Genomic DNA, 23,618 nt, shown 5'->3' on the forward strand with positions numbered 1-23,618 from the left:
GCCGCACAGGACGCGTCGCCCGTCATGCAGCGCCCGTCGCCCGCCGGACGGAAGGCGGCGTCGCCCGTCGTACGGGATCCGTTCGCGTGTGCCGCCGCACAGGACGCGTCGCCCGCCATGCAGCGCCCGTCGCCCGCCGGACGGAAGGCGGCGTCGCCCGTCGTACGGGATCCGTTCGCGTGTGCCGCCTACCGCAGCCCCACCGAGTGCGCCAGCCCCGTCACCGCGTGCTCGAAGAATCGCTCGCGGTCCTCCACGATCCGGTTGAACTGGCCGAACACTTCGAAGCTCACCAGCCCGAAGAGCTGTGCCCAGGCCGCGATGAGCGCCATCGCCGCCTCGGGCGGCAGGTCGGGCGCGAGGTCGGCGGTCAGCCGCTCGGCCTCGGGGTGCAGTTCGGCGGACCGGCCGAGGCCGACGAGGCCGGGGCCCCGGTGGGCGTCGCCGATGATGCCGATGAGGACGGCGCCGATCCGGGAGGCGGGCGGATTGGTGGTCCGGGGGGCCGTGTAGCCCGGCACCGGCGTGCCGTAGATCAGCGCGTACTCGTGCGGATGGGCGAGCGCCCAGCCGCGCACGGCCGTGCACACCGCGATCCAGCGGGGCACCGGCCCGGCGTCGGCGGCCGCCTCGTCACGGGCCCGTTCCGCGCATGCGCCGATGGAGTCGTACGCGTCGATGATGAGCGCGGTCAGCAGATCGTCGCGGCTCGGGAAGTAGCGGTACACCGCGGAGGAGACCATGCCCAGTTCGCGGGCCACGGCCCGCAGCGAGAGCTTGCCGGCCCCCTCGGCGGCGAGTTGTCTGCGGGCCTCGTCCTTGATGGCCGCGGTGACTTCCATCCTGGCCCGCGCACGGGCGCCCTGTGCGGTCCTCATACGCAGCAGTGTGCCACGAAGTCAGAGCACCGCACACAAAAGAGAGCGTCGAACTAAAAAGAGAGCACTGCTCTTGCGATGGAGTGCCGGTCTGCAGCACACTGATGCCGGGCGAGAGCACTGCTCACACCACGTCGCTCGTCCCGCATCCCGCCGCGAGAACGTCGCTTCCAGGAGGAAGTAGTCATGACCACACACGTCCAGAAGCCCGGCTGGTTCACCGTCAACGTCATGAACCGCACGGTGTCCTGGCTGACCCGCCGCGGCATCAGTGTGTGGGGCTCCCGGGTCCTCGCGGTCCGCGGCCGCAAGAGCGGCGCGTGGCGGACCACCCCCGTGAATCTGCTGACCGTGGACGGACAGCAGTATCTGCTCGCCCCGCGCGGCCACGTCCAGTGGACCCACAACATGCGCTCGGCCGGCGGGGGCGAGCTGCGCCTCGGCCGGACGGTGGACGTCTTCGCCGCGACCGAGGTCGCCGACGACGAGAAGGTTCCGCTGCTGCGCGCCTACCTCAAGCGCTGGAAGGCCGAGGTCGGCGTCTTCTTCGGCGGCGTCGGCCCCGACTCGCCCGAGGCCGAGCTGCGCCGCATCGCGCCGAACCACCCGGTCTTCAGGATCACCGTCACGAAGTGACCGCGTCGTCCGCCGGCGCCTCGACCGCCGGGGCGGGCCGCCGGTCCAGCGCGGTCAGGGCGCGCTGGGCCATGGGGTGGTTGCGGACCAGCTCGCCCAGGGACGTGGCCCCCCGGGTGATGTCCCGGAAGGCGTTCCAGGCGGGGCGGAAGCCGGTGAGGGCCGCGTGGAACAGGCCGGGCCTGCGCTCGAACACGGCGAGCATCCGCCGGCCGACGCTCATCTCCACGCCGAGCCCGGCCTTGATGGCGAACGCGTAGTTCAGGGCCTGGCGGCGGGTGTCCACCCCGTCGTGCGCCTCGGCGATCCGCACCGCCCACTCCCCCGCGAGCCGTCCCGAGCGCAGCGCGAACGAGATGCCCTCGCGGGTCCACGGCTCCAGCAGCCCGGCGGCGTCGCCACAGACGAGGACCCGGCCGCGGGACAGCGGGGAGTCCTCGGCGCGGCAGCGGGTCAAGTGCCCCGAGGAGACGGCGGGCTCGAAGCCGGCCAGCCCGAGCCGGGCGACGAAGTCCTCCAAGTACCGCTTGGTGGCGGCGCCTTCGCCGCGCGCCGAGATCACACCGACCGTGAGCGTGTCCCCCTTGGGGAACACCCAGCCGTAACTGCCGGGCATCGGCCCCCAGTCGATGAGGACCCGCCCCTTCCAGTCCTCGGCGACCGTCTCCGGTACCGGGATCTCCGCCTCCAGGCCGAGGTCGACCTGCTCCATCTTCACGCCGACATGTGCCCCTATGCGGCTGGCGCTGCCGTCGGCGCCCACCACGGCGCGGGCGAGGACGGTCTCGCCGCCCTGGAGCACCACGGCGACCGTGCGCCGGTCCGGCACCGCTGAGCCGTGCTGCTCCACCCGGGTGACCGTGGCGCCCGTGCGCAGCTCGGCGCCCGCCTTCTGCGCGTGCTCGACCAGCTGCTGGTCGAACTCCGGCCGGTTGATCAGGCCGAACAGCATCTGCTTGGAGCGGCGGGTGCGCGTGAAGCGCCCGTTGTGGGAGAACGTGACGGCGTGCACCCGGTCCTTGAAGGGGAGTTCGAAGCCGGGCGGGAGCGCGTCGCGCGAGGGGCCGATGATGCCGCCGCCGCAGGTCTTGTAGCGGGGCAACTCGGCCTTCTCCAGCAACAGCACGCGCCGTCCCGCGACCGCCGCCGCGTAGGCGGCGGAGGCCCCCGCGGGTCCCGCGCCCACCACGACGACGTCCCACACCCGCTGTACGTCGTCCGCCGAAGAGTTCTCGCCGCTCACGATGGTCTACTGCTCCGATCAAGCCGCTGCCGCTGCCGCTCCCCCGGCCGCGCGACCGCGCCCGACCAGGAGGGACCTCATGTCCCCCCGCATCCTACGGCGGACGTCGCCGCAGGCCACTGTGGGAGGATCGGTGTACTCACCGCTACAACGTCGCACCCACGAGGAGCGTGCCCATGTCGTCGAATCCGGTCGCCGAGACCGTCGCCTCGCTGCTGCCCAGAGCGCGGGCGGAACTCGCCGAGCTGGTGGCCTTCAGGTCGGTGGCGGACTTCGACCAGTTCCCGAAGAGCGAGAGCGAGGGCGCGGCGGCCTGGATCGCCGACGCGCTGCGCGCCGAGGGCTTCGGGGACGTGGCCCTGCTCGACACCCCGGACGGCACCCAGTCGGTGTACGGCTGCCTGCCCGGACCGGAGGGCGCGAAAACGGTTCTGCTGTACGCCCACTACGATGTGCAGCCGCCGCTCGACGAGGCTGCCTGGACCACTGCGCCGTTCGAGCTGACCGAGCGCGACGGACGCTGGTACGGGCGCGGCGCGGCCGACTGCAAGGGCGGCGTGATCATGCATCTGCTGGCCCTGCGCGCGCTGCGGGCGAACGGCGGCGTCCCGGTGACCGTCAAGGTCATAGCCGAGGGCTCCGAGGAGCAGGGCACCGGCGGCCTCGAGCGGTACGCCGAGCAGCACCCCGAGCTGCTGGCGGCGGACGCCGTCGTCATCGGCGACACCGGTAACTTCCGGGTCGGCCTGCCGACCGTCACCAGCACATTGCGCGGCATGACCCTGGTGCGGGTGCAGGTCGACACCCTGGAGGGCAATCTGCACTCCGGGCAGTTCGGCGGCGCCGCCCCCGACGCGCTGGCCGCGCTGATCCGGGTCCTGGACTCGCTGCGCGCCGAGGACGGCTCCACCACGGTCGACGGGCTGGCCGCCGAGGGCCGCTGGGACGGCATCGAGTACGCCGAGGAACAGTTCCGCGCGGACGCCAAGGTGCTGGACGGCGTCGGGCTGATCGGCGAGGGCAGTGTCGCCGACCGCATCTGGGCCCGGCCGGCCGTCACGGTCCTCGGCATCGACTGCCCGCCGGTCGTGGGCGCCACCCCGTCCGTGCAGGCGAGCGCCCGCGCCCTGGTCAGCCTGCGGGTGCCGCCGGGTGTGGACGCGGCCGAGGCGAGCAAGCTGCTCCAGGCCCACCTGGAGGCGCGCACACCGTGGGGCGCCCGGGTGCGCACGGAGCAGATCGGGCAGGGCCAGCCGTTCCGCGCCGACATCACCAGCCCGGCGTACCGGGCGATGGCCGACGCCCTGGCGGTGGCCTACCCGGGTCAGAGCATGCAGTACGCGGGGCAGGGCGGCTCCATCCCGCTGTGCAACACCCTCGCGCACCTGTACCCCGAGGCCGAGATCCTGCTCATCGGGCTGAGCGAGCCGGAGGCGCAGATCCACGCCGTGAACGAGAGTGTCTCGCCCGAGGAGTTGGAGCGCCTGTCGGTGGCGGAGGCGCTGTTCCTGCGCGGCTACGCGGCGGGCTGAACCGTTCTGCCCGTGGCAGAGGGTCCTCGCTCCCGGGCGGGGGCCCTTTCTACGGTCGGCGGATGGACGTCATCGAACTGCTTCCCCGCCTCCACCTGCTGCGCTTCCCGGTCGGCCAGGCCTACCTCTGGTCCGACGACGACACCGCGACGCTCATCGACGCGGGGACGATCGGCTCCGGCCGCGGGATCGCCGACGCGCTCACCGCACTCGGGCGGGCCCCGTCGTCCGTACGACGGATCGTGCTGACCCACTTCCACGAGGACCACGCGGGCGGGGCGGGCGAGTTCGCCGCGCTGAGCGGTGCCGAGGTGCTGGCGCACCGCCTGGATGCGCCGGTGGTCCTGGGCACGGCCCCGGGACCCGAGCCGCGCTTCGAGGACTGGGAACGGCCGCTGCACGCCCGGGCCGCGCAGCTGCTGCCGCCGGGCGATCCGGTGCGGCCCGGCCGGGTCACCGAGTTGTCGGACGGCGATGTCCTCGACTTCGGCGGCGGCGCCCGGGTGGTCCATGTCCCCGGGCACACCCACGGCAGCATCGCGGTCCATCTCCCCGAGCACGGTGTGCTGTTCACGGGCGACGCGGTGGCCGCCGCGCCCGGCACCGGTGAGGTGATCCCGGGTGTGTTCAACCTCGCCCGCGCCCGCATGCTCGCCTCCTTCGGCCGGCTCGCGGCCCTCGACACGGAGATGGCCTGCTTCGGCCACGGCGCCCCCGTCACGAAGCACGCCACACCGACCCTCCGCAAAGCAGCGGACAGACACGGCGTGGGTAGGTGACCGTCGAAACATGCCCGCCTCCGGAGCGGGAGGCGTTCGTAGGTGCGCCGGCCGGCTCCAGGGTGTGCTCGTCGGTCACCCGGCCGTCGGCGAGCGCACCAGCCGGCCGGCACATGGGCGCGCGGTGCGCGCCCGGAGGGGGCGCTCGGTGCCGCCGCCACGCTGCTGCCCCGGGCCGCCCCCTACCCCTCCCCTACGGCGGCCCACCGCTCAACACGCAGCGCACCTCACGCCCCACCCGCCCGCCGGGCGACCTTGAGTGCACCGTTGGTGACGGCGGAGGGCCGAGCCCGGGTTCGGTCGGTGATCGTGGCGTCAGCCGAGTGGGACGCCGGCCTCCAGGTACAGCGCGGCGCCCCGCTCGCGCGCCCGCAGCGCCCACCGCAGCCGCTCGTAGCGCACGGGCGGCAGCAGCGCGGCGGCCTCCTGCTCGGTGACGAAGCGCCAGGCGCGCAGTTCGGGTCCTGGCAGCAGCAGGGAGCCGGCCTCGGCGGACGTGAGTCGGCCGCCGTCGAACAGGAGCCGCAGCCCGCCGTAGCCGGGCGGCGCGGGCGGTTCCCAGTCCACGACGAGCAGCCGCGGCACGTCCGCCAGCCGTATCCCGGTCTCCTCGGCGACCTCGCGCATGCCGGCCCGGGCGGGGGCCTCGCCGGGCTCGACGACACCTCCGGGGAACTCCCAGCCGGGCTTGTAGGTGGGGTCGACCAGCAGGACGCGGTCCCGCTCGTCGAAGAGCAGCACACCGGCCGCGAGGGTCTCCGCGGTGGGTTCCGGGGTCTGCACGATGTCACAGGGGGTGACGGTGCCCGCGGCGACGGCCTCGGCGATGCGGACCGCCGTCTCGTACGGGGTGAGCGCGCTGGTGTCGACGGGGTGGGCATCGGCGGCGAGCCAGGAGCCGAAGGCCGCGCGGTACGGCTCGATGTGGTCGTACGCCCACTGGCGCACCCGCATCTCGCCGTCGGGCAGGTCGGGCGGGACCTCCCGCCCGGCTATGCGCGCGCGCAGGATCGTTTCGGCCGGGGCGAGCAGCAGATGGCGCACGGCGATACGACGGGCGGCGAGGCCGCCGAAGATCTCGTCGCGGTACTCCTGGCGCAGCAGGGTCATGGGGACCACGAGGGTGCCGCCCAGTTCGGCCAGCATGGCGGCCGCCGTGTCGATCACGAGCCGGCGCCAGATCGGCAGGTCCTGGAAGTCGCCGACCTCGGCGAGGCGTTTGGGCGGCAGCAGGTGTGTGAGCGCTCCGCCGATGACCTCGGGGTCGAAGATCGCGCTGTTCGGGATCAGGTCGATCAGTTCCCGTGCGGTGGTCGTCTTCCCCGCACCGAACGCGCCGTTGACCCAGACGATCACGGTTCCCCCTCTTCTGTCGGCCCCCAGAGGCTTGCCCGCTCCACACTGCCACGAAAACCAGCCGCAGCTGAGGGGCCGCGCCCCGGGGGGCCGGTGCGGGGGCTACTCCTGCGCCACCGGGAGGTGGTCGGCGGGGGCGAGGCCGTCCTCGCCGACGAGGTGGTCGACGGCGCCGAGCGTGTCCGGGACGTGCCGATCGCCGAGGGCGTCCTGGTCGGCGCCGTGGGACGGACTGATCGCGGCCACGACGAACCCGGTGGCGAGGGAGGCGAGGGCGAGCATGCTGCGCTTCTTCATGCCCGGAACAACTGCCGGGGCGCCCAAGGGTCACGCGGAACACCGCGGTTGCCCCGTGGGAAGCCCGCCGCGCCAGAACGGCCCCGCCCGACACAACCGAACGCACCGCACTGCTTCCCGATCCCAACTGCCCCGTGCATCAAGGGATATGACGAGATGCCTCACGCCCGTACCGCACCCCTTCCCACCCGGTCGGACACGTCCTACGACCACTGCACGGGCGGGGCCTGCGAGACGGTCACCGCGGATGTCGGCGTGCACGACGAGAAGGGCGCGAACGGCACCGTCGCCTTCGAGGTCTGGGCCCACGGCACGAAGGCCGCCGCCACCGATGTCCTGACCGACGCGATGCCGGCCCGGCCGCCGACCGCCGATGTGAGCGGTGCCCAGGTGGTCCGGCCGGTGGTCACCGACGGCGGCGACGGCATCGACTCGGACCACGCGGACTGGGCCGACGCGCGGATCGGCTGCTGAACCGGACGACCCGCGCGTGCCCCTCGCTCCGGCACCGGGGCGAGGTGTCAGACCCCCGCCGCGGTCGCGTCCGGCCGTCTCGCCAGTCCGGCCGCGGCGGCACCCACCAGACCGGCGTCCGTGCCCATCTGCGCGGGCGTCACCGTCAGCCGCCGTACGAAGGAGAGGGTCGCGTAGTCATCGAGAGCCTTGCGCAACGGCGCGAAGAGGATGTCGCCCGCCTTGCCCACGCCGCCGCCGATCACCGCGATGTCGATCTCCACCAGGGTCGCGGTGGCCGCGATGGCGGCGGCCAGCGCCTGCGCGGCACGCTCGAAGGAGGCCACCGCGACGGGGTCGCCGGTGCGGGCGGCCGCCGCGACCGCGGCCGCCGACGCGTCCCCGTCGGGGCCGGGCCGCCAGCCGCCCTCCTGGGCGCGCCGGGCGATGTTGGGGCCACTGGCGATCCGTTCGACGCAGCCACGGGAGCCGCACGGGCAGGGATCGCCGTCGAGGTCGACGCTGATGTGGCCGATGTGGCCCGCGTTGCCGGTGGGTCCGGGGTGCAGCCGTCCGCCCAGGACGAGGCCGCCGCCGACGCCGGTCGAGACCACCATGCACAGCGCGTTGTCATGGCCGCGGGCGGCCCCCTGCCAGTGTTCGGCGGCCGTGATCGCCACGCCGTCGCCGATCAGCGCCACGGGCAGCCCGCCGGTCGCCGCCCGCACCCGCTCGACCAGCGGGAAGCCGCGCCAGCCCGGTACGTTCACCGGGCTCACGGTGCCCGCGGAGGCGTCCACCGGCCCGGCGCTGCCGATGCCGACGGCGCTCGCACGGCGCCACAGGGGGGATCCGGCGAGTTCGCCGAGCACCTCCGCCACCGCCCGCATGACGGTCTCGCCGTCCTGCCGGGCGGGCGTCGAGCGCTGAGCGCGGACCTGGATCCGTCCGTGGCCGTCCACCAGCGCGCCGGCGATCTTGGTGCCGCCGATGTCGAGCGCAGCCACGAGGTCGGTGTGCATCAGAGTCGAATCTCCCCGTCAACCATGAGAAAGCAGTGCGAGCCGCAGCCCGGTCTCGCGGTGGGGACGCAGCCGGTGAGTGCGGTGGACAGTGTCTCCCGCTCTGACAACGTTGTCCAGGCTCTATGCTCGACGCCACATCCTCATACCAACCCATTGACCTACGCACCCCCCGTGCACGACAGGACAGGACGCAGCATCGTGCCAGAGACCACCCGCCGCGCCGACCGACTCTCCGGCTCCCGCTACGGCAACCGTCCCACGATGAAGGATGTGGCGGCGCGGGCCGGTGTCGGGCTCAAGACGGTCTCCCGCGTGGTCAACGGCGAGCCGGGCGTCACCCCGGACACCGAGCGCCGCGTGCAGGAGGCCATCGACGCGCTCGGCTTCCGCCGCAACGACAGCGCACGGGTGTTGCGCAAGGGCCGGACCGCGAGCATCGGCCTGGTCCTTGAGGACCTCGCCGACCCGTTCTACGGACCGCTCAGCCGCGCCGTCGAAGAGGTGGCCCGTGCCCACGGCGCCCTGCTGATCAACGGCTCCAGCGCGGAGGACCCGGACCGCGAGCAGGAACTGGCGCTGGCCCTGTGCGCACGGCGGGTGGACGGGCTGGTGATCATTCCCGCCGGGGACGACCACCGCTATCTGGAGCCGGAGATCAGGGCGGGCGTCGCGACCGTGTTCGTGGACCGCCCGGCCGGGAAGATCGACGCCGATGTCGTCCTGTCCGACAACTTCGGCGGCGCCCGCGACGGCGTGGCCCATCTGATCGCCCACGGCCACCGCCGGATCGGCTTCATCGGCGACATGCCCCGCATCCACACCGCGGCCGAGCGGCTGCGCGGCTACCGGGCGGCCATGGAGGACGCCGGGATACCCGTCGAGGACGGCTGGATGTCCCTGGGGGCGACCGACCCGGAGCGGGTGCGCCGGGCGGCCGAGGACATGCTCGCCGCGTCCTCCCCCGTCACCGCGGTCTTCGCGGGCAACAACCGGGTGACGGTGACCGTGATCCGGGTGCTGGCCGAGCACAGCCGGCCCGTCGCCCTCGTCGGTTTCGACGACATCGAACTCGCCGATCTGCTCCGCCCGGGTGTCACGGTCGTCGCCCAGGACTCCGCGGCCCTCGGCCGCACCGCCGCCGAGCGTCTCTTCCGGCAGTTGGACGGCAGCCTCGTCGCCCCGGACCGGATCGAGCTGCCGACCCGGCTGATCACCCGCGGTTCGGGCGAGCTGCCGCCGGCCGCCTGAGCACCGACGACCGGCGCCGGCCGACACACAGCACACACCGACCACCGGGCGGGGCGCGGCGTCCCGCAGGGCGAACCTGGCGGCGATGACGGCGAGGGCCCACAGCACGGTCAGACCGACGGCGGTGAGGGAGCCGACCGGCAGCGGGGGCCGGTTCGGAGGGCGGGGGTGCCGGAGCCGGGGTGGTGGCGGTGGGGACGTCGCCCCGGTCGTCCATCGTCCTCGGCTTTGACGGACGCATCGTCAGACCGGCCGCGTGCCGTCCTCGCGGCCGGCTCCCGCGCCCGCCCCGGCCGACTGCCGCACAGGACGGGCCGCTGTCGCTCGCCTCTGACATTCCGGACGGTCACAGCGCGGGTGACGGGGCCGGGCATCGGCGTCTGCGCGCACCCGCCGCACCGGGGCACGTCTCCGCAGCCCCGTACTGCCCCCGGGGCGGCGCCGGAGCTGTCGCGATCTGGCTGGACGCGCGGCAGCTCGCGGTGGTCGACGCCGGCGAGGGTGTGCCGCCGCCCACCGGGAACCACGACCGGACCGGCTGCCCACGCCGGATGTGCGGCTCGAACCGGCCGACGGGACGCCCCTCCCGGGCGGGTACGCGTACGTCGCCCAGGGGACACACGTACGTCGCCCGGAGGGACACGCGTACGTCGACGGCCGCTGCCCGCCGGGCTGTTGCGCGCGTCGTCCGGGCCGCGGGAGCTGTTCGGCGGCATCCCGAGGAAGTCCGGCGCACGAGCCCGTCCGACGCCGCCCTGTGCTAGGGCGAGTTTCGGAAGTCCCGGCTGGCTCGCGACGCCTGGCACGGCACTCCCCCAGCCTTCGGCCGGGAGGTGCCCCCTCGCCGCGTTGTCGGGGTCGTCCGCGTACGCCCAGTACCCGGACGACCCTCCGCCTTGCGATGCACCGCACCAGACGCCGCGGTCCCCGCCCTCCGGGCGGACGACGCTACTTTCGAAACACGCCCTGGGGCGTGACCGTGAGGTCGGCGCGGCGTGGCGCGGCGAAGTGCTCCAGGTCCGGCCGGGTCAGACCGGTGAGCCGGTGCACCTCGTCGGGATCGAGGGCACCGCAGTCCAGGCCGCGCAGCAGGTAGCCGCCGAGCGCCTTGGCGGTGGCGGGCTCGTCCGTGATCTCGCCGCTGCCGCCGAGGTCACCGAGGTCGCCGCCGGCCCGGTCGGCGTACCGGGCCAGTCGCGCCGCCGCCTGCGCGAAGCCCTCGCGGTAGAAGGCGAACACAGCGGCGTAGCGGGTGGGGAGGTGGCCGGGGTGCATGTCCCAGCCCTGGTGGTAGGCGCGCGCCAGGGCGCGCCGGGTGAGGCCGTAGTGCAGCCGCCAGGCGGCGTGGACCTGCTCGGCCGGACCGACCGGCAGCACATTGGTGGAGCCGTCGGACACGCGGACGCCGGTGCCCGCGGCGGCGACCTGCATGACCGCCTTGGCATGGTCGGCGGCCGGATGGTCACTGGCCTGGTAGGCGGCGGAGACACCGAGGCAGGCGCTGTAGTCGAAGGTGCCGTAGTGCAGTGCGGTGGCCCGGCCCTCGGCGGCCCGGATCATCCGCGCGATCGTCGCGGTGCCGTCGGCGGCGAGGATGGCCTGACTGGTCTCGATCTGGATCTCGAAGCCGAGCCTGCCGGGTGTGAGACCCCACGCCTCCTCGAAGGCTTCCAGGAGCCGCACCATGGCGCTGACCTGCTCGGCGTAGGTCACCTTGGGCAGGGTGAGTACCAGTCCCCGCGGCAGCCCCCCGGCCGCCATGAGGCCCGTCAGGAAGATGTCGAGGGTGCGGACGGCCCGCTCCCGCACCGCCGCCTCCAGGCACTTGATGCGGATGCCCATGTACGGCGCCGCCGTGCCGTTCTCGTACGCCCCGGCGATCAGCCGGGCGGCGCGGGCCGCCGCCTGGTCCTCCTCGGCGTCCGGGCGCGGTCCGTAGCCGTCCTCGAAGTCGACCCGCAGCTCCTCCACGGGCTCGCGCTCCAGCTTGGCGCGCACCCGGTCGTACACGGGTCCGGCGAGTGCGTCGTCGAGGCCGAGGACGGCGGCGAAGCAGGCCGCGTCGGGTGCGTGTTCGTCGAGCGCCGCGAGGGCCCGGTCGCCCCAGGAGCGGATGGTGTCGGCGGCGAACGCGTCACCGGGGACGTAGACCGTGTGGACGGGCTGCCGGGTGCCGGGTTCTCCCGGGTAGCGGCGCGCCAGCTCGGCGTCGACCGCGGCGAGGGAGGCGCCGATCTCCTCGCTGACGGCACGCGCGAGGCTCGTCGCCGGCGTCTCCTGCTGGCCCTGGCCCATCCCACACCCTCCGTCTTCCGCACTACGGAATCAACAATCCGTTGAACGAAGCTATCCGGGGGCCTTCCTGATGGTCAACACCCTGTCCGCGGGCGGCCACGCGGCCCTATCGCCATGTTCACGCCCACCCGGTAGGGCGGTATCACGCGTCCGTAGCACCGACTCGTCCGGCCGTTCCCACCGAAGGAGCCCCTGTGCCGAACCACAGCCGAGTCACGCGCCGTCTGGGTCTGAGGGCCGCCCTGTCCGCGGCGGTGACCGTGCCCCTGTCCAGTACAGCACTGTCCGTACCCGCCGCCTCGGCGGAGCCGGAGCCGGACCGCCGGCTGGAGGTCATGTCCTTCAATCTGCGCTTCGCGAGCACCACCGAGCCCAACAGCTGGACCGCCCGCAGGCCGGTCATGCGCCGCCTGCTGCGCCGCGAGACCCCGCACGTCATCGGCACACAGGAGGGTCTCTTCCCACAACTGCTCGACATCGACGCCGATCTCGGGCCGCGCTACGACTGGATCGGCACCGGCCGTCTGCACGGCAGCCGCGACGAGTCCATGGCGGTCTTCTACGACACCCAGCGCCTCACCCCGGTCGAGTACGACCACTTCTGGCTCTCCGACACCCCGTACGTGATCGGCTCGAACACCTGGGGCGCGGCCTTCGCCCGGATGGTCACCTGGGTCCGCTTCCGGGACCGGCGCTCGGCGGGCCGGGAGTTCTATGTCCTCAACACGCACTTCGACCACGCGAGTCAGTACGCCCGCGAGCGGTCCGCCGTCCTGATCGCCGGGCGCCTCCACGGGTTCGACCGCTCACTGCCGCTCGTGGTGACCGGCGACTTCAACGTCGCCGCCCACAAGAACACGGTCTACGACACGCTGCTGGACGCGGGTCTGGTGGACACCTGGGACACGGCGGGCGAACGCGGCCCGCTGTACGCCACCTTCCACGGCTACCGGCCGCTGACGCCCGACGGCGACCGCATCGACTGGATCCTGGCCACACCCGGGATCACCACCCGGCGGGCGTCGATCAACACGTTCTCGGCGGACGGCCGGTTCCCGAGCGACCATCTGCCGGTGCAGGCGTCCCTGAACCTGGGTTGACGGCCCCGCGACGAGCCGAGGCCCCCGCGACCGGCGTCGAAGTCCAGCGGTCACGGGGGCCTCGTAGGGCCGGCGGGGATCAGCCCTTGCGGGTGTTGATCTCCTCGGTGAGCTGCGGGACGACGTCGAAGAGGTCGCCGACGACGCCGTAGTCGACCAGGTCGAAGATCGGGGCCTCCGGGTCCTTGTTGATCGCCACGATCGTCTTCGAGGTCTGCATGCCCGCACGGTGCTGGATCGCGCCCGAGATACCCGACGCGATGTACAACTGCGGGGACACCGACTTGCCCGTCTGCCCGACCTGGTTGGTGTGCGGATACCAGCCCGCGTCCACCGCCGCACGCGAGGCGCCCACCGCCGCGCCGAGCGAGTCCGCCAGCGCCTCGATCACCGCGAAGTTCTCCGCGCCGTTGACACCACGCCCGCCGGACACCACGATCGCGGCCTCCGTCAGCTCCGGACGCCCCGTCGACTCACGCGCCGTACGCCCGGTGACCTTCGTGCCGGTCGCCTGCTCGGAGAAGGACACGGACAGGGCCTCCACCGCGCCCGCGGCCGGGGCGGCCTCCACGGCCGCGCTGTTCGGCTTGACCGTGATGACCGGAGTGCCCCTGGAGACACGGGACTTGGTGGTGAAGGACGCCGCGAACACCGACTGCGTGGCCACCGGGCCCTGGTCGCCGGCCTCCAGATCGACGGCGTCGGTGATGATCCCCGAGCCGATGCGCAGCGCCAGCCGGGCCGCGATCTCCTTGGCCTCCGTGGAGGACGGGACCAGCACCGCGACCGGGGACAAGGCCTCATGGGCGGCGTGCAGGGCGTCCACCTTCGGCACGACCAGATAGTCGGCGTACTCGGACGCCTCGTGGGTGAGGACCCGCACCGCGCCGTGCTCGGCCAGCGCCGCCGCGGTGTCCGCGGCACCGGCGCCGAGCGCGACCGCGACCGGCTCGCCGATCCGGCGGGCCAGGGTCAGCAGCTCCAGGGTGGGCTTGCGGACGGCACCGTCCACGTGGTCGACGTAGACGAGGACTTCAGCCATGGGATTGCTCTCCTGCGTACGGAAGTTGAAGGGGCGGTCGGCGGATGCGGGCTCAGATGAACTTCTGGCCCGCGAGGAACTCGGCGAGCTGCTTGCCGCCCTCGCCCTCGTCCTTGACGATGGTGCCCGCGGTGCGGGCCGGACGCTCGGCCGCGGAGTCGACCGCCGTCCAGGCACCCGCCAGACCGACCTCCTCGGCGTCGATCTCCAGATCGGACAGGTCCCAGGACTCGACCGGCTTCTTCTTCGCGGCCATGATCCCCTTGAAGGAGGGGTAACGGGCCTCGCCCGACTGGTCGGTGACCGACACGACCGCCGGAAGCCGGGCCTCCAACTGCTCGGAGGCGGTGTCCCCGTCACGGCGGCCCCTGACCGAGCCGCCCTCGACCGAGACCTCCGACAGCAGGGTCACCTGCGGAACACCCAGGCGCTCCGCCAGCAGCGCCGGGACGATGCCGCCCGTGCCGTCGGTGGAGGCCATGCCGGAGACCACCAGGTCGTAGCCCGCCTTCTCGATCGCCTTCGCCAGCACCAGCGAGGTGCCGATGGCGTCGGTGCCGTGCAGGTCGTCGTCCTCGACATGGATCGCCTTGTCCGCGCCCATCGACAGCGCCTTGCGCAGCGCGTCCTTGGCGTCCTCCGGGCCCACCGTCAAAACGGTGACCTCGGCGTCGTCGTCGGAGTTCTCGGAGATCTGCAGCGCCTGCTCGACCGCGTACTCGTCCAGTTCGGAGAGCAGACCGTCCACGTCGTCCCGGTCGACGGTCAGGTCATCGGCGAAGTGCCGGTCGCCCGTGGCGTCAGGCACGTACTTCACAGTGACAACGATCCTCAAGCTCACGCCGGCTCTCCTACTGCCTCGTCTGTTCTGGGCTGCCTCTTGCAGGCAGCATAGGCGCCTGAAGCGGCCGATCCCGGTCGGGGCGTCCACGCGCACCGAACCAGATATTACTCGTCAGTACACTCAGTTCTTTCCCACTGAGCAAGCGCTTTGAACTGTGACCTTTGCAACGCAGCGTAACCGGATCCCGACCGCTTCGCCGAAGCAGCGCGGAGTGCTCAGTCCCTGAGTGCGTTGAAGCCGCCCTGGTGGTACAGAAGGGGGCGGCCGGCGCCGTCGGCGTCGCCCAGCTCGACCTGCGCGAGCACGATGCGGTGATCACCGGCGGGCACCCGCCCCACCACCCGGCAGACGAGCCAGGCGAGCACCCCGCCGAGCACCGGAACACCCTCGGGACCCTCGCGCCAGACGGTGGACGGGCCGAACCGGTCGGCGCCGCTGCGGGCGAAGGTCGCGGCCAGCTCGTGCTGGTGCTCGGCGAGTATGTGGACGCCGACGTGGCCGGTCTCGGATATCGCCGGCCAGCTGGAGGCACCGGTGCCGATGCCGAAGGAGAGCAGCGGAGGCTCGGCCGACACGGAGGTCAGGGAGGTGGCGGTGAAGCCGACCGGGCCGAGGGCGCCGGGGGCGGTGATGACCGCGACCCCCGCGGCATGCCGCCGGAAGGCGGAGCGCAGCAGATCGGGCGAGGCGAGCCGGGCGGTGCCGAGGTCGGGCGTGGCCGTCATGGAGTTGTCCTTCTCGGGGAGGGGACGAGCGGGTCGGTGGCTGCTCAACAGCCCGGACAGCGCGCGCTCGCGGTGCGCGCGAGGTCGACGTGCGCGCGCCTGACGAGAAGGAGTTCCGTGCCCATGCGGTCAGACTGACGACGGATGGTACGTACAGTCAAGAACGTCCCGCTATATGGGAGATGTCTCACCGTCACCCGCACGGCCGTCCACCGCCTCTCCCAGCGCCGCGATGACGTCGGCCTTGCGCGGCTGCCCGGCGGCCCGCCGCACCACACGGCCGTCCGCGTCGAGGACGAGCACGGTGGGGGTCTTCAGGATGCCGAGTTCCCGTACGAGGTCCAGACGGGACTCCGCGTCTATCTCCAGGTGGACCACGCCGGGAACCATGCCGGCCACCTCGCCGAGGACGCGCCGGGTCGCCCGGCAGGGCGCGCAGAAGGCGCTGGAGAACTGCACGAGCGTCGCCCGTTCTCCGAACGCGCCGCCCAGCTCGGCCGGCCCGAGCCGCTTCCCCTCGTCCCGTCCGCGCATCCGCACCCTCCCGCTCCGCCGCCCGTGCAGCACTCCGTACAGGCTCGCCGCCGCGAGTACCGCCGCGCACACCATCACTCCGGTCATCTCTGTGGCAGCGTTCACGAGACTGCAAAGATTCCCGCCTCCCGTACCTGTGTGCGCTGCGGAATGCTTGATCCATGGACATCGACGTGAGGGGGCCGCGCTTCGGGGCGGCCGTGACGACGGTCGTGCTGGCCGTGGTGCTGATCACCGGGAGCGCCTGGCTGCTGGCCTGGCAGACGTTGGCGTTCGCGCTGGGCGCGGCGGGCGGGGTGGGCCGGTCGCCGTACGGCTGGCTGTTCCGCCGGGCCGTCCGCCCGCGGATCGGGCCGCCGACCGCGTTCGAGGCGCCCGAACCGCCGCGGTTCGCCCAGGCGGTGGGGCTCGTCTTCGCCGGTGTCGGCCTCGTCGGGTACACGCTGGGCCCCATCTGGCTCGGCCTCCTGGCCACCGGCGCGGCGCTCGCCGCCGCCTTCCTGAACGCGGTGTTCGGCTACTGCCTGGGGTGTGAGCTGTTTTTGCTGCTGCGGCGCATCGGCGTACGCGCGGAGCGCAGGGGGGCGTGAAAGGCCGAGGTGACCGCTCCGCCGACGTGACGAGAATCTCGCCGCGTCGGGGCACCAGGGCTGGCTCCCTGTCCGTTCTTCGGGCACGATCTGCGAGACGCCGTAAACCTACGGCTGCGTAACTTGTCCGCCGGGAACGCCTTCCCTGGCAGAGCAGGAAGGGTTCGTCCCGCCCATGGCAGAGCTGGTCTACCGTCCCGTCATCGGTTTCGCCAAGACGCTGTTCAAGGTCTGGGACCTCAAGATCGACTGCAAGGGTTCGGAGAACATCCCGCGCTCGGGCGGCGCCGTGCTGGTGAGCAATCACATCAGCTATCTGGACTTCGTCTTCAACGGGCTGGCGGCCCTGCCGCAGAAGCGGCTCGTGCGTTTCATGGCGAAGGAGGCCGTCTTCCGGCACAAGGTCTCCGGACCGCTGATGCGCGGGATGAAGCACATCCCGGTGGACCGCGGACAGGGCGAGGCGGCGTACACGCACGCGCTGGACTCCCTGCGGTCCGGTGAGGTCGTCGGGGTGTTCCCGGAGGCCACGATCTCGCAGTCCTTCACACTGAAGAGCTTCAAGTCGGGCGCCGCGCGGCTGGCCCAGGAGGCGGGCGTCCCGCTGGTCCCGATGGCCGTGTGGGGCACCCAGCGACTGTGGACCAAGGGCCACCCGCGCAACTTCAGGCGCAGCCACCTGCCGGTCACCGTCCGGGTCGGCGAGCGGATCGAGGCACCCCGCGACCAGTACGCGGGCGCGATCACCCGCCGGCTGCGCGAGCGGGTCCAGGACCTGCTGGAGGCCGCGCAGCGCGCCTACCCGGGACGCCCGAAGGGCGCCGACGACCACTGGTGGCTGCCGGCCCATCTGGGCGGCACGGCCCCGACCCAGGAACAACTACGCGCCGCCGAGGCCCACTGACCCCCGGCCCGGCCACTACAGCATCGTCCGCCGCACACTGCCCACGACCGGCGAAACCGTCCCCCTTCGGCGGATCGCCCCGTCGAAGACGGTTTCCACGGGCCGTCAGCGGAGAAACCCACCGGGTCTTGATCAACACGATCCGCGGGGCCCTACCGGAAACGCTCGACGGGTCCGGGCCGGTCGGCAGAAACGGCGGCCTGCTGCCCTTCGCGCCGCGCGACTTCAGAAGGAGCTTCATCACCGACGCCGTCCTCGCGGCGGTGCGGGACGACCGGGCCGGTGCCGCGCCGTCCGCCACCCGCCGTCCGCCGTCCGCCGTCCGCGATGACCGTGGCCCTGCCGACGGCGTCCTTCGCCCCGGACAGCGCCCACGCCTTGCAGTCGTTTGGCAGTCGTTCAGGACCCGGCCCTCGAGAGGTTGTCACCACCACTGGAGCGGCGTCTCCACCACGCTGACACCGCTCCTCGACCACCCTGACGGCAACGGCCCTGACCTCGCTCTGGCCCAATGCGCTGCGCTCTTGCCCGGCTGAAGGAGATCACCGACCAGCGGCCGGACGGCCCTGGTGGGCATGTAGGCACTCAACCGGATCGCAGGCCGCACCTCGGTCCGAACCCCTACGATTGTGCACACGCATCCAGCGGGTATGTCCGGCCGCTGGTCGGCGCACATGTCGAGATGCCACGATGTGGGGCACAACAGTTATCGGGGGGCCATATGCGCGTCGAAGTCCGGGTCGGCGAGGAACAAGACGAGCTTCGCTCCCTGTACCGGTGGCTGAGAGAGGACGAAGAACTGCGATCTGTCCGGATCAGCCTGTCCGGCACGGGCGCGGCGCCGGGCGAGATGGGCTCGGCTCTGGACCTGATCGAGGTTCTCCTGGACAACGCGTGGTCGGCCGCGTCCCTGGCGGTGGCCGTGGTGGCCTGGAGACGGTCGCGTCCACGTGCCGGCCGGGCCACGCTGCGCATCGGGCAGACCGAGGTCGAGATCACCGGCGACGACGAGGAGCAGGTGCGGCGCCTGGTCGCCCTGTGCGCGGATGCGGACGGCAGCCGACAACCCGCGGCCCCGGCCGACGAGGATGCGAACGCGTAGCGACCATGGCGTCGATGCCCAGCCCCATCGGGAGCCGTGCCGTACTCATCGGTGTCAGCCACTACCGCCACTTTCACGACCTGCCCAACGTAGAGCGCAACCTGACGGATCTACGGCGCCTGCTGACCAGCCCCCGGTCATGGAACCTGCCTGAGGAGAACTGCCACGTCATCTCCGATCCGGCCGATGCCCAGAAGGTACTCGGCGCGGTGCAGGAAGCAGCGGCGCAGGCGACCGAAGCCCTGCTGGTCTACTACGCCGGCCATGGCCAGATCGATTCCGACGAGGAGGAGTTCTTCCTCACCCACAAAGACAGCCGCCCACACACCGTGTGGGCCGGAATCGAGTACAAACATCTGCGCCGCGAGATCCAGAAGTCTCGCGCCAGGCTGCGGATCGTCGTCCTGGACTGCTGCTACGCCGGCCGTGCGACCATGAGGGGCGAGGAGATCGACCTCGCCGAGAAAGCCACGGCTGAGGGTACTTGTGTCCTGGCCGCGTCCTCAAAAGAAGCCCTGTCCGAACCGGACCAGCCCAACACCGCCTTCACGGGTGAACTGCTCAACATCCTGACCCATGGTGTTCCGGACGGACCCCCACTCCTGGATGCCAACACCGTCTTCCAGGTCGCCCGGCGAAATCTGATCCAGCACGGTAAACCCCAACCGAGCATGAACGCGGGCAACACCGCCGGCACAGTGCCCCTGGCCCACAACGCGCAGTGCCCGTCGTCAGCCGATCCCCCGCCGCAGCCGCAACCGGAACAGGCTCGAAACACACCAGCCGAGCCCGCGGACGATACGGTGCGCTTCACCAAACGCTACGGCTGCTTGACCGCGCTCCTTCCCCTGCTCGCCGGCATGCTGGTCCTCGCGGCGTGGGGCTCCGCGGTCGATGATCCCCTCCTGGTCTACAAGGTGTTCACGAGTGACACGCCCGATGAAGATCCCCGTCTGGGTATGGCTGCCTACGGCTTTCTGTCGGCGCTGGGAGTGGGTTGGCTCGGGTACCGGCGTTTGTTCTCCCCGTACGAACTGCACATCTCCGCGGAGGGCGTCCAGGTGCGGCGCGGCTCGGGAGGCCGTGTGGCCCGATACGGCTGGCACCGCGTCCTCAAGGCCACGGTCGAATGGGTGCCGCAGCGGCGTTACGGGCACGGACGCTTCTTCCTCATACTCCAGTTACGCGATCGAACACCTCCTCAGCTTCCTCGGTCGGCCCGGCGTGCCGGGCGAAGGTGGAAGCTCGACGGCTCGTGCGTCGCCGATCTCGGCCGTCTCCACTGCGCGCCGCACGACGTCGACCAGGCCCTCGAACGCTTTGCTCCCCGCGGCCTCTGGGCCCAGACGCCGGCCGCGCAGCGCGCCGGATACACGGCACCGGCACCGGCACCTGCCCCGGTCCCCGCCGCCACGCTGCAAGGTGCGACGCGTCGCATGCGCCTCGGCGTACTCGCTCTCGCCCTCACCGCTCTCGCCCTGATCCCTTCCCTCACCATCGCCGTCACCATCCCCGCACACCGCTACGGTTGGGCGTTCGTCCCGCTGAGCCTGTGGACCCTGTTCCTCCTCGTCCCTGTGCTGATCCCCGCCCTGTTGCTGCGGCACCGCGCCGGCCTGACCATCGGCGCCGACGGCATCACACACCAGAGCAGGAGCGGTACTCGCCGCTGGTCCTGGGACCAGATCGACCATGTGGGAATCATGTCCTGGCGGCGTGACACTCCAGCGACCGGAGCCCTGTTTCTCAAGCCGCGTGACCTGCCGTCATCGCGCCCGCGCGCCGGCGTTCACACCCTGCTGGCACCCATCGAAGCCCGCCTCGGCGGAGTCCTCGTCTGCGACCTCATCTCCATGGGAATCTCTCGCAGGGAAATCGAAACCACCATCCTTCGGCACGCCGGGGACATCTGGGATCCCGACCCTCGCCCGCAGTACGGAGTCATCCAGGACGACACGGAAAGGGCCCACTACGAAGGCGACTTCCTGGGGCTGGGCACCTGGGCAGCACTCATCGGTGCCGTCGCAGCGAGCGCCGTCCTCAGCGGCATCGCCATGGATCCGGTACTGCACCACCGCTCCGCCGCCCATTGGCTGACAGCCGTGATGGACTACACGCTGGTGCTCGCCTTCTGCCTTCCCTTCATCACGCTACGGACCCCTCTCACCCTGCAGATCGACAACCGGGCGTTCACTCTCAGCTCTCGCTCGCGCCGGATGACCATTCCCTGGGGCCACATCCACACGATAGAGCGCATCCCCTCGGCGTCCGGCAAGGGCAGGCCCGACGACCTGGTCATATGGCTTCGTCCCGAGGACGCCTTCCGTTACCGCGGCTTCTGGCGGCTAGGAGCCCACCTGACCGGTGCCCGGCTCCGCATCGTCGGCCTTCACCAGAAGGGTGCTCTGCGCATCTCCCCCGAGCGTTTGGACGTCGCGCTGCAGAGGTTCGCCCCGGAGCGCTTTCACTCCAGTCCCCGTACGGTCCAGACCACACATCACCCCACCGACCAGGGCAGGGCGGAGGAACGCCCGACTCGGCTTCCGTGAAAGCCGGTGGCGGCCGCGAACGGATCGGCCTGCTCCAAGTCCGCGGCAACGTGGTCGCTTTCGGCGCGGTGGGCGCCGTGGCAGGTGCGGGCGTAGTGGTCGGCGCGCGGACAGCCTCCCAAGGCGATGTTCCGGGCGCCGCCTCCCGCTGGTCTTCGACGGACGCCCGGCGCGGCGGCGCACGCGAGACATGGGTGGACAACGGCTACGCCGCCGGCACCCGCCAGGCTGTGGAACACCTCGCGGCGCAGGGCGGGTGAAGAGGGACGCCCGGCGACGGGCAGCGTCCACCGGTGCCCGTCGTCGACGTCGGCGGGCAGGACGAAGAGCGCGTGACCGTGCCGGTGGCCGCGCCGACGACCTGCGAAGCAGCCGGCGGCTTCGCGGCCGAGGGGCCCGGTCCGCGCGGTGGGGGCGGCGAGGGTGAGCCCCGGTGCGGCGACGAGGTTGCGCAGCCGAGGGCCGCGGCCACGGCACGGACCCGGGCGCGGGTGGCGGAGCTGAGCCGACCGGTGCCGTTGAGCGCGTTCGAGACGCTCCCCGCCACGCCGCCGCCCACCACCCTGAAGCGGCGCAAGGAACCGCGCGACCAGCCACGACAGCCCCGCAGCCGATCGACGGCAGATCACCGCGCCTACAGCGGAGCACTCAGCGGACGTCCGTCCCGACGCTACGACACCGCCCCAAAGCGGCGCGAGAAACCGCGCAACCGGCCACGACAGCCCCGCAGCCCACCGACAACACACCGCGGCACCCCAACGGAGCACTCAGCGGACATCCGTCCCCGACGCCACGACACCGCCCCAAAGGGGCGCGAGGAACCGCGCGACCGGCCACGACGGCGCCGCAGCCGATCGACGGCAGATCACCGCGCCTTCAGCGGAGTACCCAGCGGACGTCCGTCCCCGACGCTACGACACCGCCCCAAAGCGGCGCCAGGAACCGCGCAACCGGCCACGACAGCCCCGCAGCCCACCGACAACACACCGCGGCACCCCAGCGGAGCACTCAGCGGACATCCGTCCCCGACGCCACGACACCGCCCCAAAGGGGCGCGAGGAACCGCGCGACCGGCCACGACAGCCCCGCAGCCGATCGACGGCAGATCACGGCGCATCCAGCGGAGCGTCTGGCGTCTTGTCGGGTTCCGGGGTGCCGATGGCGATCCGGGCGCCGGGGCTGAACTTCTCCAGGAGTTCGGCGAGTTCGGCGGCGGCCCGCTCGATCGCGGCGACCGGCATCGGGGCCAGGCCCTCCAGCAGGAAGACACCGGAGGCCGTCCGCTCGGTGAGCCGGGTGCGGGGGCCCTGGCGCCAGTTCCAGCGGCGGCAGGTCACGCCCGCGTCGTCGCGCCACACCACCTCGCCCGCGTCCGGGTGCTCGATCACCTCTTCACCCCCGGCGACGGTCACGAAGTCCTCCTCGCCCGTGGCGCGCACGAGCCGCATGGCGCCCTCGATGCGCTCGGCGTCCTCACCGCCCACGGGGATCAGATGGGCGACGCTGACGGCGTTGTAGAGGTCGACGAGCAGATTGATCCGGGGCAGTCCGGACTCGGACAGGGCTCTTTTCGCCAGTGCCTCCGCCGAGTTGCGGGTGCGGGACGGCTTGGCGCCGAACGCCGTGTACACCTGCCGCCAGGCCGCCATGTGCGGGTCCTCGTGCGGGGCGCGCCCGGCCAGGCGGGCGGCGAGCCGGCGGGCCGCGTCGTCGAGCAGCGCCGAGGTCGCCTCGGTGCTGGGCCCGCCCACGAGGTCGTGCGCCTCGATGGCGATGTGGGTGAAACCGGGCGCGAGGGCGCGGACCTCGTCGGACACGGTGAGCGTGAGAGTCATCTGCCTCGCCTCAGAGTGCGGTGGGGAGCGTTTTCCAGAGGTGGGCCCGGTCGGGCGCGGTCTTCAGGGCGCGCAGTACGGCCGGGTGGGGTTCAGCGTACAGGACCGGATAGTCCACCTCATTGGACTCGGGATCGGGCGTCCAGGCCAGCCGTTCGCCATCGAGGGAGAACCGGGCGTCGACGCCGGGTTTGTTGCCGCGCGGGTCCTGCCGGTGCCACGCCCCGTTGAACCGGACGGCGACCAGTCCGTGCACCACATCGAGCTTCTGGTAGCACAGCGCCGTCGGGATGTCCTCGGCCCGCAGCAGCGCGGCCAGCGCGTGCGCCTTCGCGTAGCAGATGCCGGTGCGCAGCGCGAGGACGTCGGAGGCGCGCCAGGTGACCCGCGGATCGCCGGCGTCCTGGGAGTGCGGAATCGTGTCGCGTACGAACTCGAAGGCGGCTCGTGCATAGGCATACGAGTCCTGGACCTCCGCGGCCAGCCGGGCGGCCGTCTCGCGCACCACCGGGTGGTCATGGTCGACGACCTCGTCCGCGGCCAGATAGGCGGACAGGTCGGGCGTGTTCTGGATCAGCTCCATACCCGTAGAGCATAGGAATACGATCACCCGAGAGTCAATTATTTTTCAGATGACCGCATACCTATGCA

General features: G+C 72.1%; 23 protein-coding genes. 11 read left to right on the top strand and 12 right to left on the bottom strand.

The window, feature by feature from the left end; translation table 11 throughout:
- Positions 1–188: 188 nt before the first annotated feature.
- Positions 189–878 carry a TetR/AcrR family transcriptional regulator gene (locus ABT245_RS17525; RefSeq protein ID WP_351734427.1) on the bottom strand — a complete coding sequence of 230 codons (690 nt, stop codon included), beginning with the start codon at positions 876–878 and terminating at the stop codon, positions 189–191.
- 186 nt (positions 879–1,064) lie between these two features.
- On the opposite strand from ABT245_RS17525, the gene ABT245_RS17530 reads away from it, so the two are divergent.
- Entirely contained in the window at positions 1,065–1,514 is a 450-nt protein-coding gene (locus ABT245_RS17530; RefSeq protein WP_351734429.1) for a nitroreductase family deazaflavin-dependent oxidoreductase, read from the top strand.
- On the opposite strand, the gene ABT245_RS17535 is transcribed toward ABT245_RS17530, so the two are convergent.
- Positions 1,504–2,757 (bottom strand): geranylgeranyl reductase family protein, encoded by a 1,254-nt coding sequence (locus ABT245_RS17535; protein WP_351734431.1) that lies wholly within the window; start codon positions 2,755–2,757, stop codon positions 1,504–1,506. The two genes, ABT245_RS17530 and ABT245_RS17535, sit on opposite strands and share 11 nt — an antisense overlap.
- Positions 2,758–2,933: 176 nt before the next feature.
- Between ABT245_RS17535 and ABT245_RS17540 the strand changes: the two genes are divergently transcribed.
- Positions 2,934–4,289, top strand: a complete 1,356-nt coding sequence (locus ABT245_RS17540) for a dipeptidase (RefSeq protein ID WP_351734433.1) — start codon at positions 2,934–2,936, stop codon at positions 4,287–4,289.
- 62 nt (positions 4,290–4,351) lie between these two features.
- The gene (locus tag ABT245_RS17545; RefSeq protein WP_351734435.1) at positions 4,352–5,068 is read left to right on the top strand and encodes an MBL fold metallo-hydrolase; all 717 of its coding nucleotides are present in this window, start codon (positions 4,352–4,354) and stop codon (positions 5,066–5,068) included.
- A gap of 315 nt (positions 5,069–5,383) precedes the next feature.
- On the opposite strand, the gene ABT245_RS17550 is transcribed toward ABT245_RS17545, so the two are convergent.
- Together ABT245_RS17550 and ABT245_RS17555 are read right to left on the bottom strand one after the other, a co-directional pair.
- Positions 5,384–6,424, bottom strand: a complete 1,041-nt coding sequence (locus tag ABT245_RS17550) for an NUDIX hydrolase (protein ID WP_351734437.1) — start codon at positions 6,422–6,424, stop codon at positions 5,384–5,386.
- Between the two features lie 102 nt (positions 6,425–6,526).
- A complete protein-coding gene (locus ABT245_RS17555) occupies positions 6,527–6,721 on the bottom strand; it encodes a hypothetical protein (RefSeq protein ID WP_351734439.1) in 195 nt (64 codons plus the stop codon).
- Here ABT245_RS17555 and ABT245_RS46110 point away from each other — a divergent pair.
- Positions 6,647–7,195: an NPCBM/NEW2 domain-containing protein gene (locus tag ABT245_RS46110; protein WP_502982142.1), complete on the top strand. Its 549-nt coding sequence runs from the start codon at positions 6,647–6,649 to the stop codon at positions 7,193–7,195. The two genes, ABT245_RS17555 and ABT245_RS46110, sit on opposite strands and share 75 nt — an antisense overlap.
- A gap of 47 nt (positions 7,196–7,242) precedes the next feature.
- Here ABT245_RS46110 and ABT245_RS17565 read toward each other — a convergent pair whose 3' ends face one another.
- Positions 7,243–8,196, bottom strand: a complete 954-nt coding sequence (locus ABT245_RS17565; protein WP_351734441.1) for an ROK family protein — start codon at positions 8,194–8,196, stop codon at positions 7,243–7,245.
- Between the two features lie 201 nt (positions 8,197–8,397).
- On the opposite strand from ABT245_RS17565, the gene ABT245_RS17570 reads away from it, so the two are divergent.
- A complete protein-coding gene (locus tag ABT245_RS17570) occupies positions 8,398–9,447 on the top strand; it encodes a LacI family DNA-binding transcriptional regulator (protein WP_351734443.1) in 1,050 nt (349 codons plus the stop codon).
- A 948-nt stretch (positions 9,448–10,395) separates the two neighbouring features.
- On the opposite strand, the gene ABT245_RS17575 is transcribed toward ABT245_RS17570, so the two are convergent.
- A complete protein-coding gene (locus tag ABT245_RS17575; protein ID WP_351734445.1) occupies positions 10,396–11,742 on the bottom strand; it encodes a DUF6986 family protein in 1,347 nt (448 codons plus the stop codon).
- A 194-nt stretch (positions 11,743–11,936) separates the two neighbouring features.
- On the opposite strand from ABT245_RS17575, the gene ABT245_RS17580 reads away from it, so the two are divergent.
- Positions 11,937–12,842 (top strand): endonuclease/exonuclease/phosphatase family protein, encoded by a 906-nt coding sequence (locus tag ABT245_RS17580; RefSeq protein ID WP_351734447.1) that lies wholly within the window; start codon positions 11,937–11,939, stop codon positions 12,840–12,842.
- Between the two features lie 79 nt (positions 12,843–12,921).
- Here ABT245_RS17580 and ABT245_RS17585 read toward each other — a convergent pair whose 3' ends face one another.
- From ABT245_RS17585 to ABT245_RS17600, 4 genes are all read right to left on the bottom strand, one after another.
- On the bottom strand, positions 12,922–13,884 hold the full coding sequence (locus tag ABT245_RS17585; RefSeq protein WP_351734449.1) for an electron transfer flavoprotein subunit alpha/FixB family protein: 963 nt from the start codon (positions 13,882–13,884) through the stop codon (positions 12,922–12,924).
- Positions 13,885–13,936: 52 nt separating this feature from the next.
- Positions 13,937–14,725: an electron transfer flavoprotein subunit beta/FixA family protein gene (locus ABT245_RS17590; RefSeq protein WP_351734451.1), complete on the bottom strand. Its 789-nt coding sequence runs from the start codon at positions 14,723–14,725 to the stop codon at positions 13,937–13,939.
- 218 nt (positions 14,726–14,943) lie between these two features.
- Positions 14,944–15,453, bottom strand: coding sequence for a flavin reductase family protein (locus ABT245_RS17595; RefSeq protein ID WP_351734453.1), 510 nt, complete (start codon positions 15,451–15,453; stop codon positions 14,944–14,946).
- 171 nt (positions 15,454–15,624) lie between these two features.
- A complete protein-coding gene (locus ABT245_RS17600) occupies positions 15,625–16,074 on the bottom strand; it encodes a TlpA family protein disulfide reductase (RefSeq protein ID WP_351734630.1) in 450 nt (149 codons plus the stop codon).
- A 74-nt stretch (positions 16,075–16,148) separates the two neighbouring features.
- Between ABT245_RS17600 and ABT245_RS17605 the strand changes: the two genes are divergently transcribed.
- The 5 genes from ABT245_RS17605 (at position 16,149) to ABT245_RS17625 (ending at position 21,392) form a co-directional block, all read left to right on the top strand.
- Positions 16,149–16,577 carry a DUF4395 domain-containing protein gene (locus ABT245_RS17605; RefSeq protein ID WP_351734455.1) on the top strand — a complete coding sequence of 143 codons (429 nt, stop codon included), beginning with the start codon at positions 16,149–16,151 and terminating at the stop codon, positions 16,575–16,577.
- Between the two features lie 175 nt (positions 16,578–16,752).
- Positions 16,753–17,481 carry a lysophospholipid acyltransferase family protein gene (locus ABT245_RS17610; RefSeq protein WP_351734457.1) on the top strand — a complete coding sequence of 243 codons (729 nt, stop codon included), beginning with the start codon at positions 16,753–16,755 and terminating at the stop codon, positions 17,479–17,481.
- Positions 17,482–18,202: 721 nt separating this feature from the next.
- Positions 18,203–18,583, top strand: a complete 381-nt coding sequence (locus ABT245_RS17615; protein ID WP_351734459.1) for an effector-associated constant component EACC1 — start codon at positions 18,203–18,205, stop codon at positions 18,581–18,583.
- Between the two features lie 14 nt (positions 18,584–18,597).
- Positions 18,598–21,132, top strand: coding sequence for a caspase family protein (locus tag ABT245_RS17620; RefSeq protein ID WP_351734461.1), 2,535 nt, complete (start codon positions 18,598–18,600; stop codon positions 21,130–21,132).
- A complete protein-coding gene (locus ABT245_RS17625; protein WP_351734463.1) occupies positions 21,129–21,392 on the top strand; it encodes a hypothetical protein in 264 nt (87 codons plus the stop codon). Before ABT245_RS17620 ends, ABT245_RS17625 begins: the two co-directional genes overlap by 4 nt.
- 846 nt (positions 21,393–22,238) lie before the next feature.
- Here the strand turns inward: ABT245_RS17625 and ABT245_RS17630 are convergent.
- Both ABT245_RS17630 and ABT245_RS17635 read right to left on the bottom strand, forming a co-directional pair.
- Positions 22,239–22,967, bottom strand: coding sequence for a B3/B4 domain-containing protein (locus ABT245_RS17630; protein WP_351734465.1), 729 nt, complete (start codon positions 22,965–22,967; stop codon positions 22,239–22,241).
- 10 nt (positions 22,968–22,977) lie between these two features.
- On the bottom strand, positions 22,978–23,550 hold the full coding sequence (locus ABT245_RS17635; RefSeq protein ID WP_351734467.1) for a transglutaminase domain-containing protein: 573 nt from the start codon (positions 23,548–23,550) through the stop codon (positions 22,978–22,980).
- Between the last annotated feature and the right edge of the window lie 68 nt (positions 23,551–23,618).

This window comes from Streptomyces sp. NPDC001508 (assembly GCF_040298665.1).
Classification (GTDB): domain Bacteria; phylum Actinomycetota; class Actinomycetes; order Streptomycetales; family Streptomycetaceae; genus Streptomyces.

Bases quoted from the DNA above. Each gene is read 5' to 3' on its own strand.
- ABT245_RS17575 (WP_351734445.1), bottom strand. From the start codon at position 11,742: ATGGGCCAGGGCCAGCAGGAGACGCCGGCGACGAGCCTCGCGCGTGCC.
- ABT245_RS17555 (WP_351734439.1), bottom strand. From the start codon at position 6,721: ATGAAGAAGCGCAGCATGCTCGCCCTCGCCTCCCTCGCCACCGGGTTC.
- ABT245_RS17630 (WP_351734465.1), bottom strand. From the start codon at position 22,967: ATGACTCTCACGCTCACCGTGTCCGACGAGGTCCGCGCCCTCGCGCCC.
- ABT245_RS17600 (WP_351734630.1), bottom strand. From the start codon at position 16,074: ATGACCGGAGTGATGGTGTGCGCGGCGGTACTCGCGGCGGCGAGCCTG.
- ABT245_RS17605 (WP_351734455.1), top strand. From the start codon at position 16,149: ATGGACATCGACGTGAGGGGGCCGCGCTTCGGGGCGGCCGTGACGACG.
- ABT245_RS17585 (WP_351734449.1), bottom strand. From the start codon at position 13,884: ATGGCTGAAGTCCTCGTCTACGTCGACCACGTGGACGGTGCCGTCCGC.
- ABT245_RS17540 (WP_351734433.1), top strand. From the start codon at position 2,934: ATGTCGTCGAATCCGGTCGCCGAGACCGTCGCCTCGCTGCTGCCCAGA.
- ABT245_RS17610 (WP_351734457.1), top strand. From the start codon at position 16,753: ATGGCAGAGCTGGTCTACCGTCCCGTCATCGGTTTCGCCAAGACGCTG.
- ABT245_RS17545 (WP_351734435.1), top strand. From the start codon at position 4,352: ATGGACGTCATCGAACTGCTTCCCCGCCTCCACCTGCTGCGCTTCCCG.
- ABT245_RS17615 (WP_351734459.1), top strand. From the start codon at position 18,203: ATGCGCGTCGAAGTCCGGGTCGGCGAGGAACAAGACGAGCTTCGCTCC.
- ABT245_RS17635 (WP_351734467.1), bottom strand. From the start codon at position 23,550: ATGGAGCTGATCCAGAACACGCCCGACCTGTCCGCCTATCTGGCCGCG.
- ABT245_RS17525 (WP_351734427.1), bottom strand. From the start codon at position 878: ATGAGGACCGCACAGGGCGCCCGTGCGCGGGCCAGGATGGAAGTCACC.
- ABT245_RS17565 (WP_351734441.1), bottom strand. From the start codon at position 8,196: ATGCACACCGACCTCGTGGCTGCGCTCGACATCGGCGGCACCAAGATC.
- ABT245_RS17530 (WP_351734429.1), top strand. From the start codon at position 1,065: ATGACCACACACGTCCAGAAGCCCGGCTGGTTCACCGTCAACGTCATG.
- ABT245_RS17595 (WP_351734453.1), bottom strand. From the start codon at position 15,453: ATGACGGCCACGCCCGACCTCGGCACCGCCCGGCTCGCCTCGCCCGAT.
- ABT245_RS17620 (WP_351734461.1), top strand. From the start codon at position 18,598: ATGCCCAGCCCCATCGGGAGCCGTGCCGTACTCATCGGTGTCAGCCAC.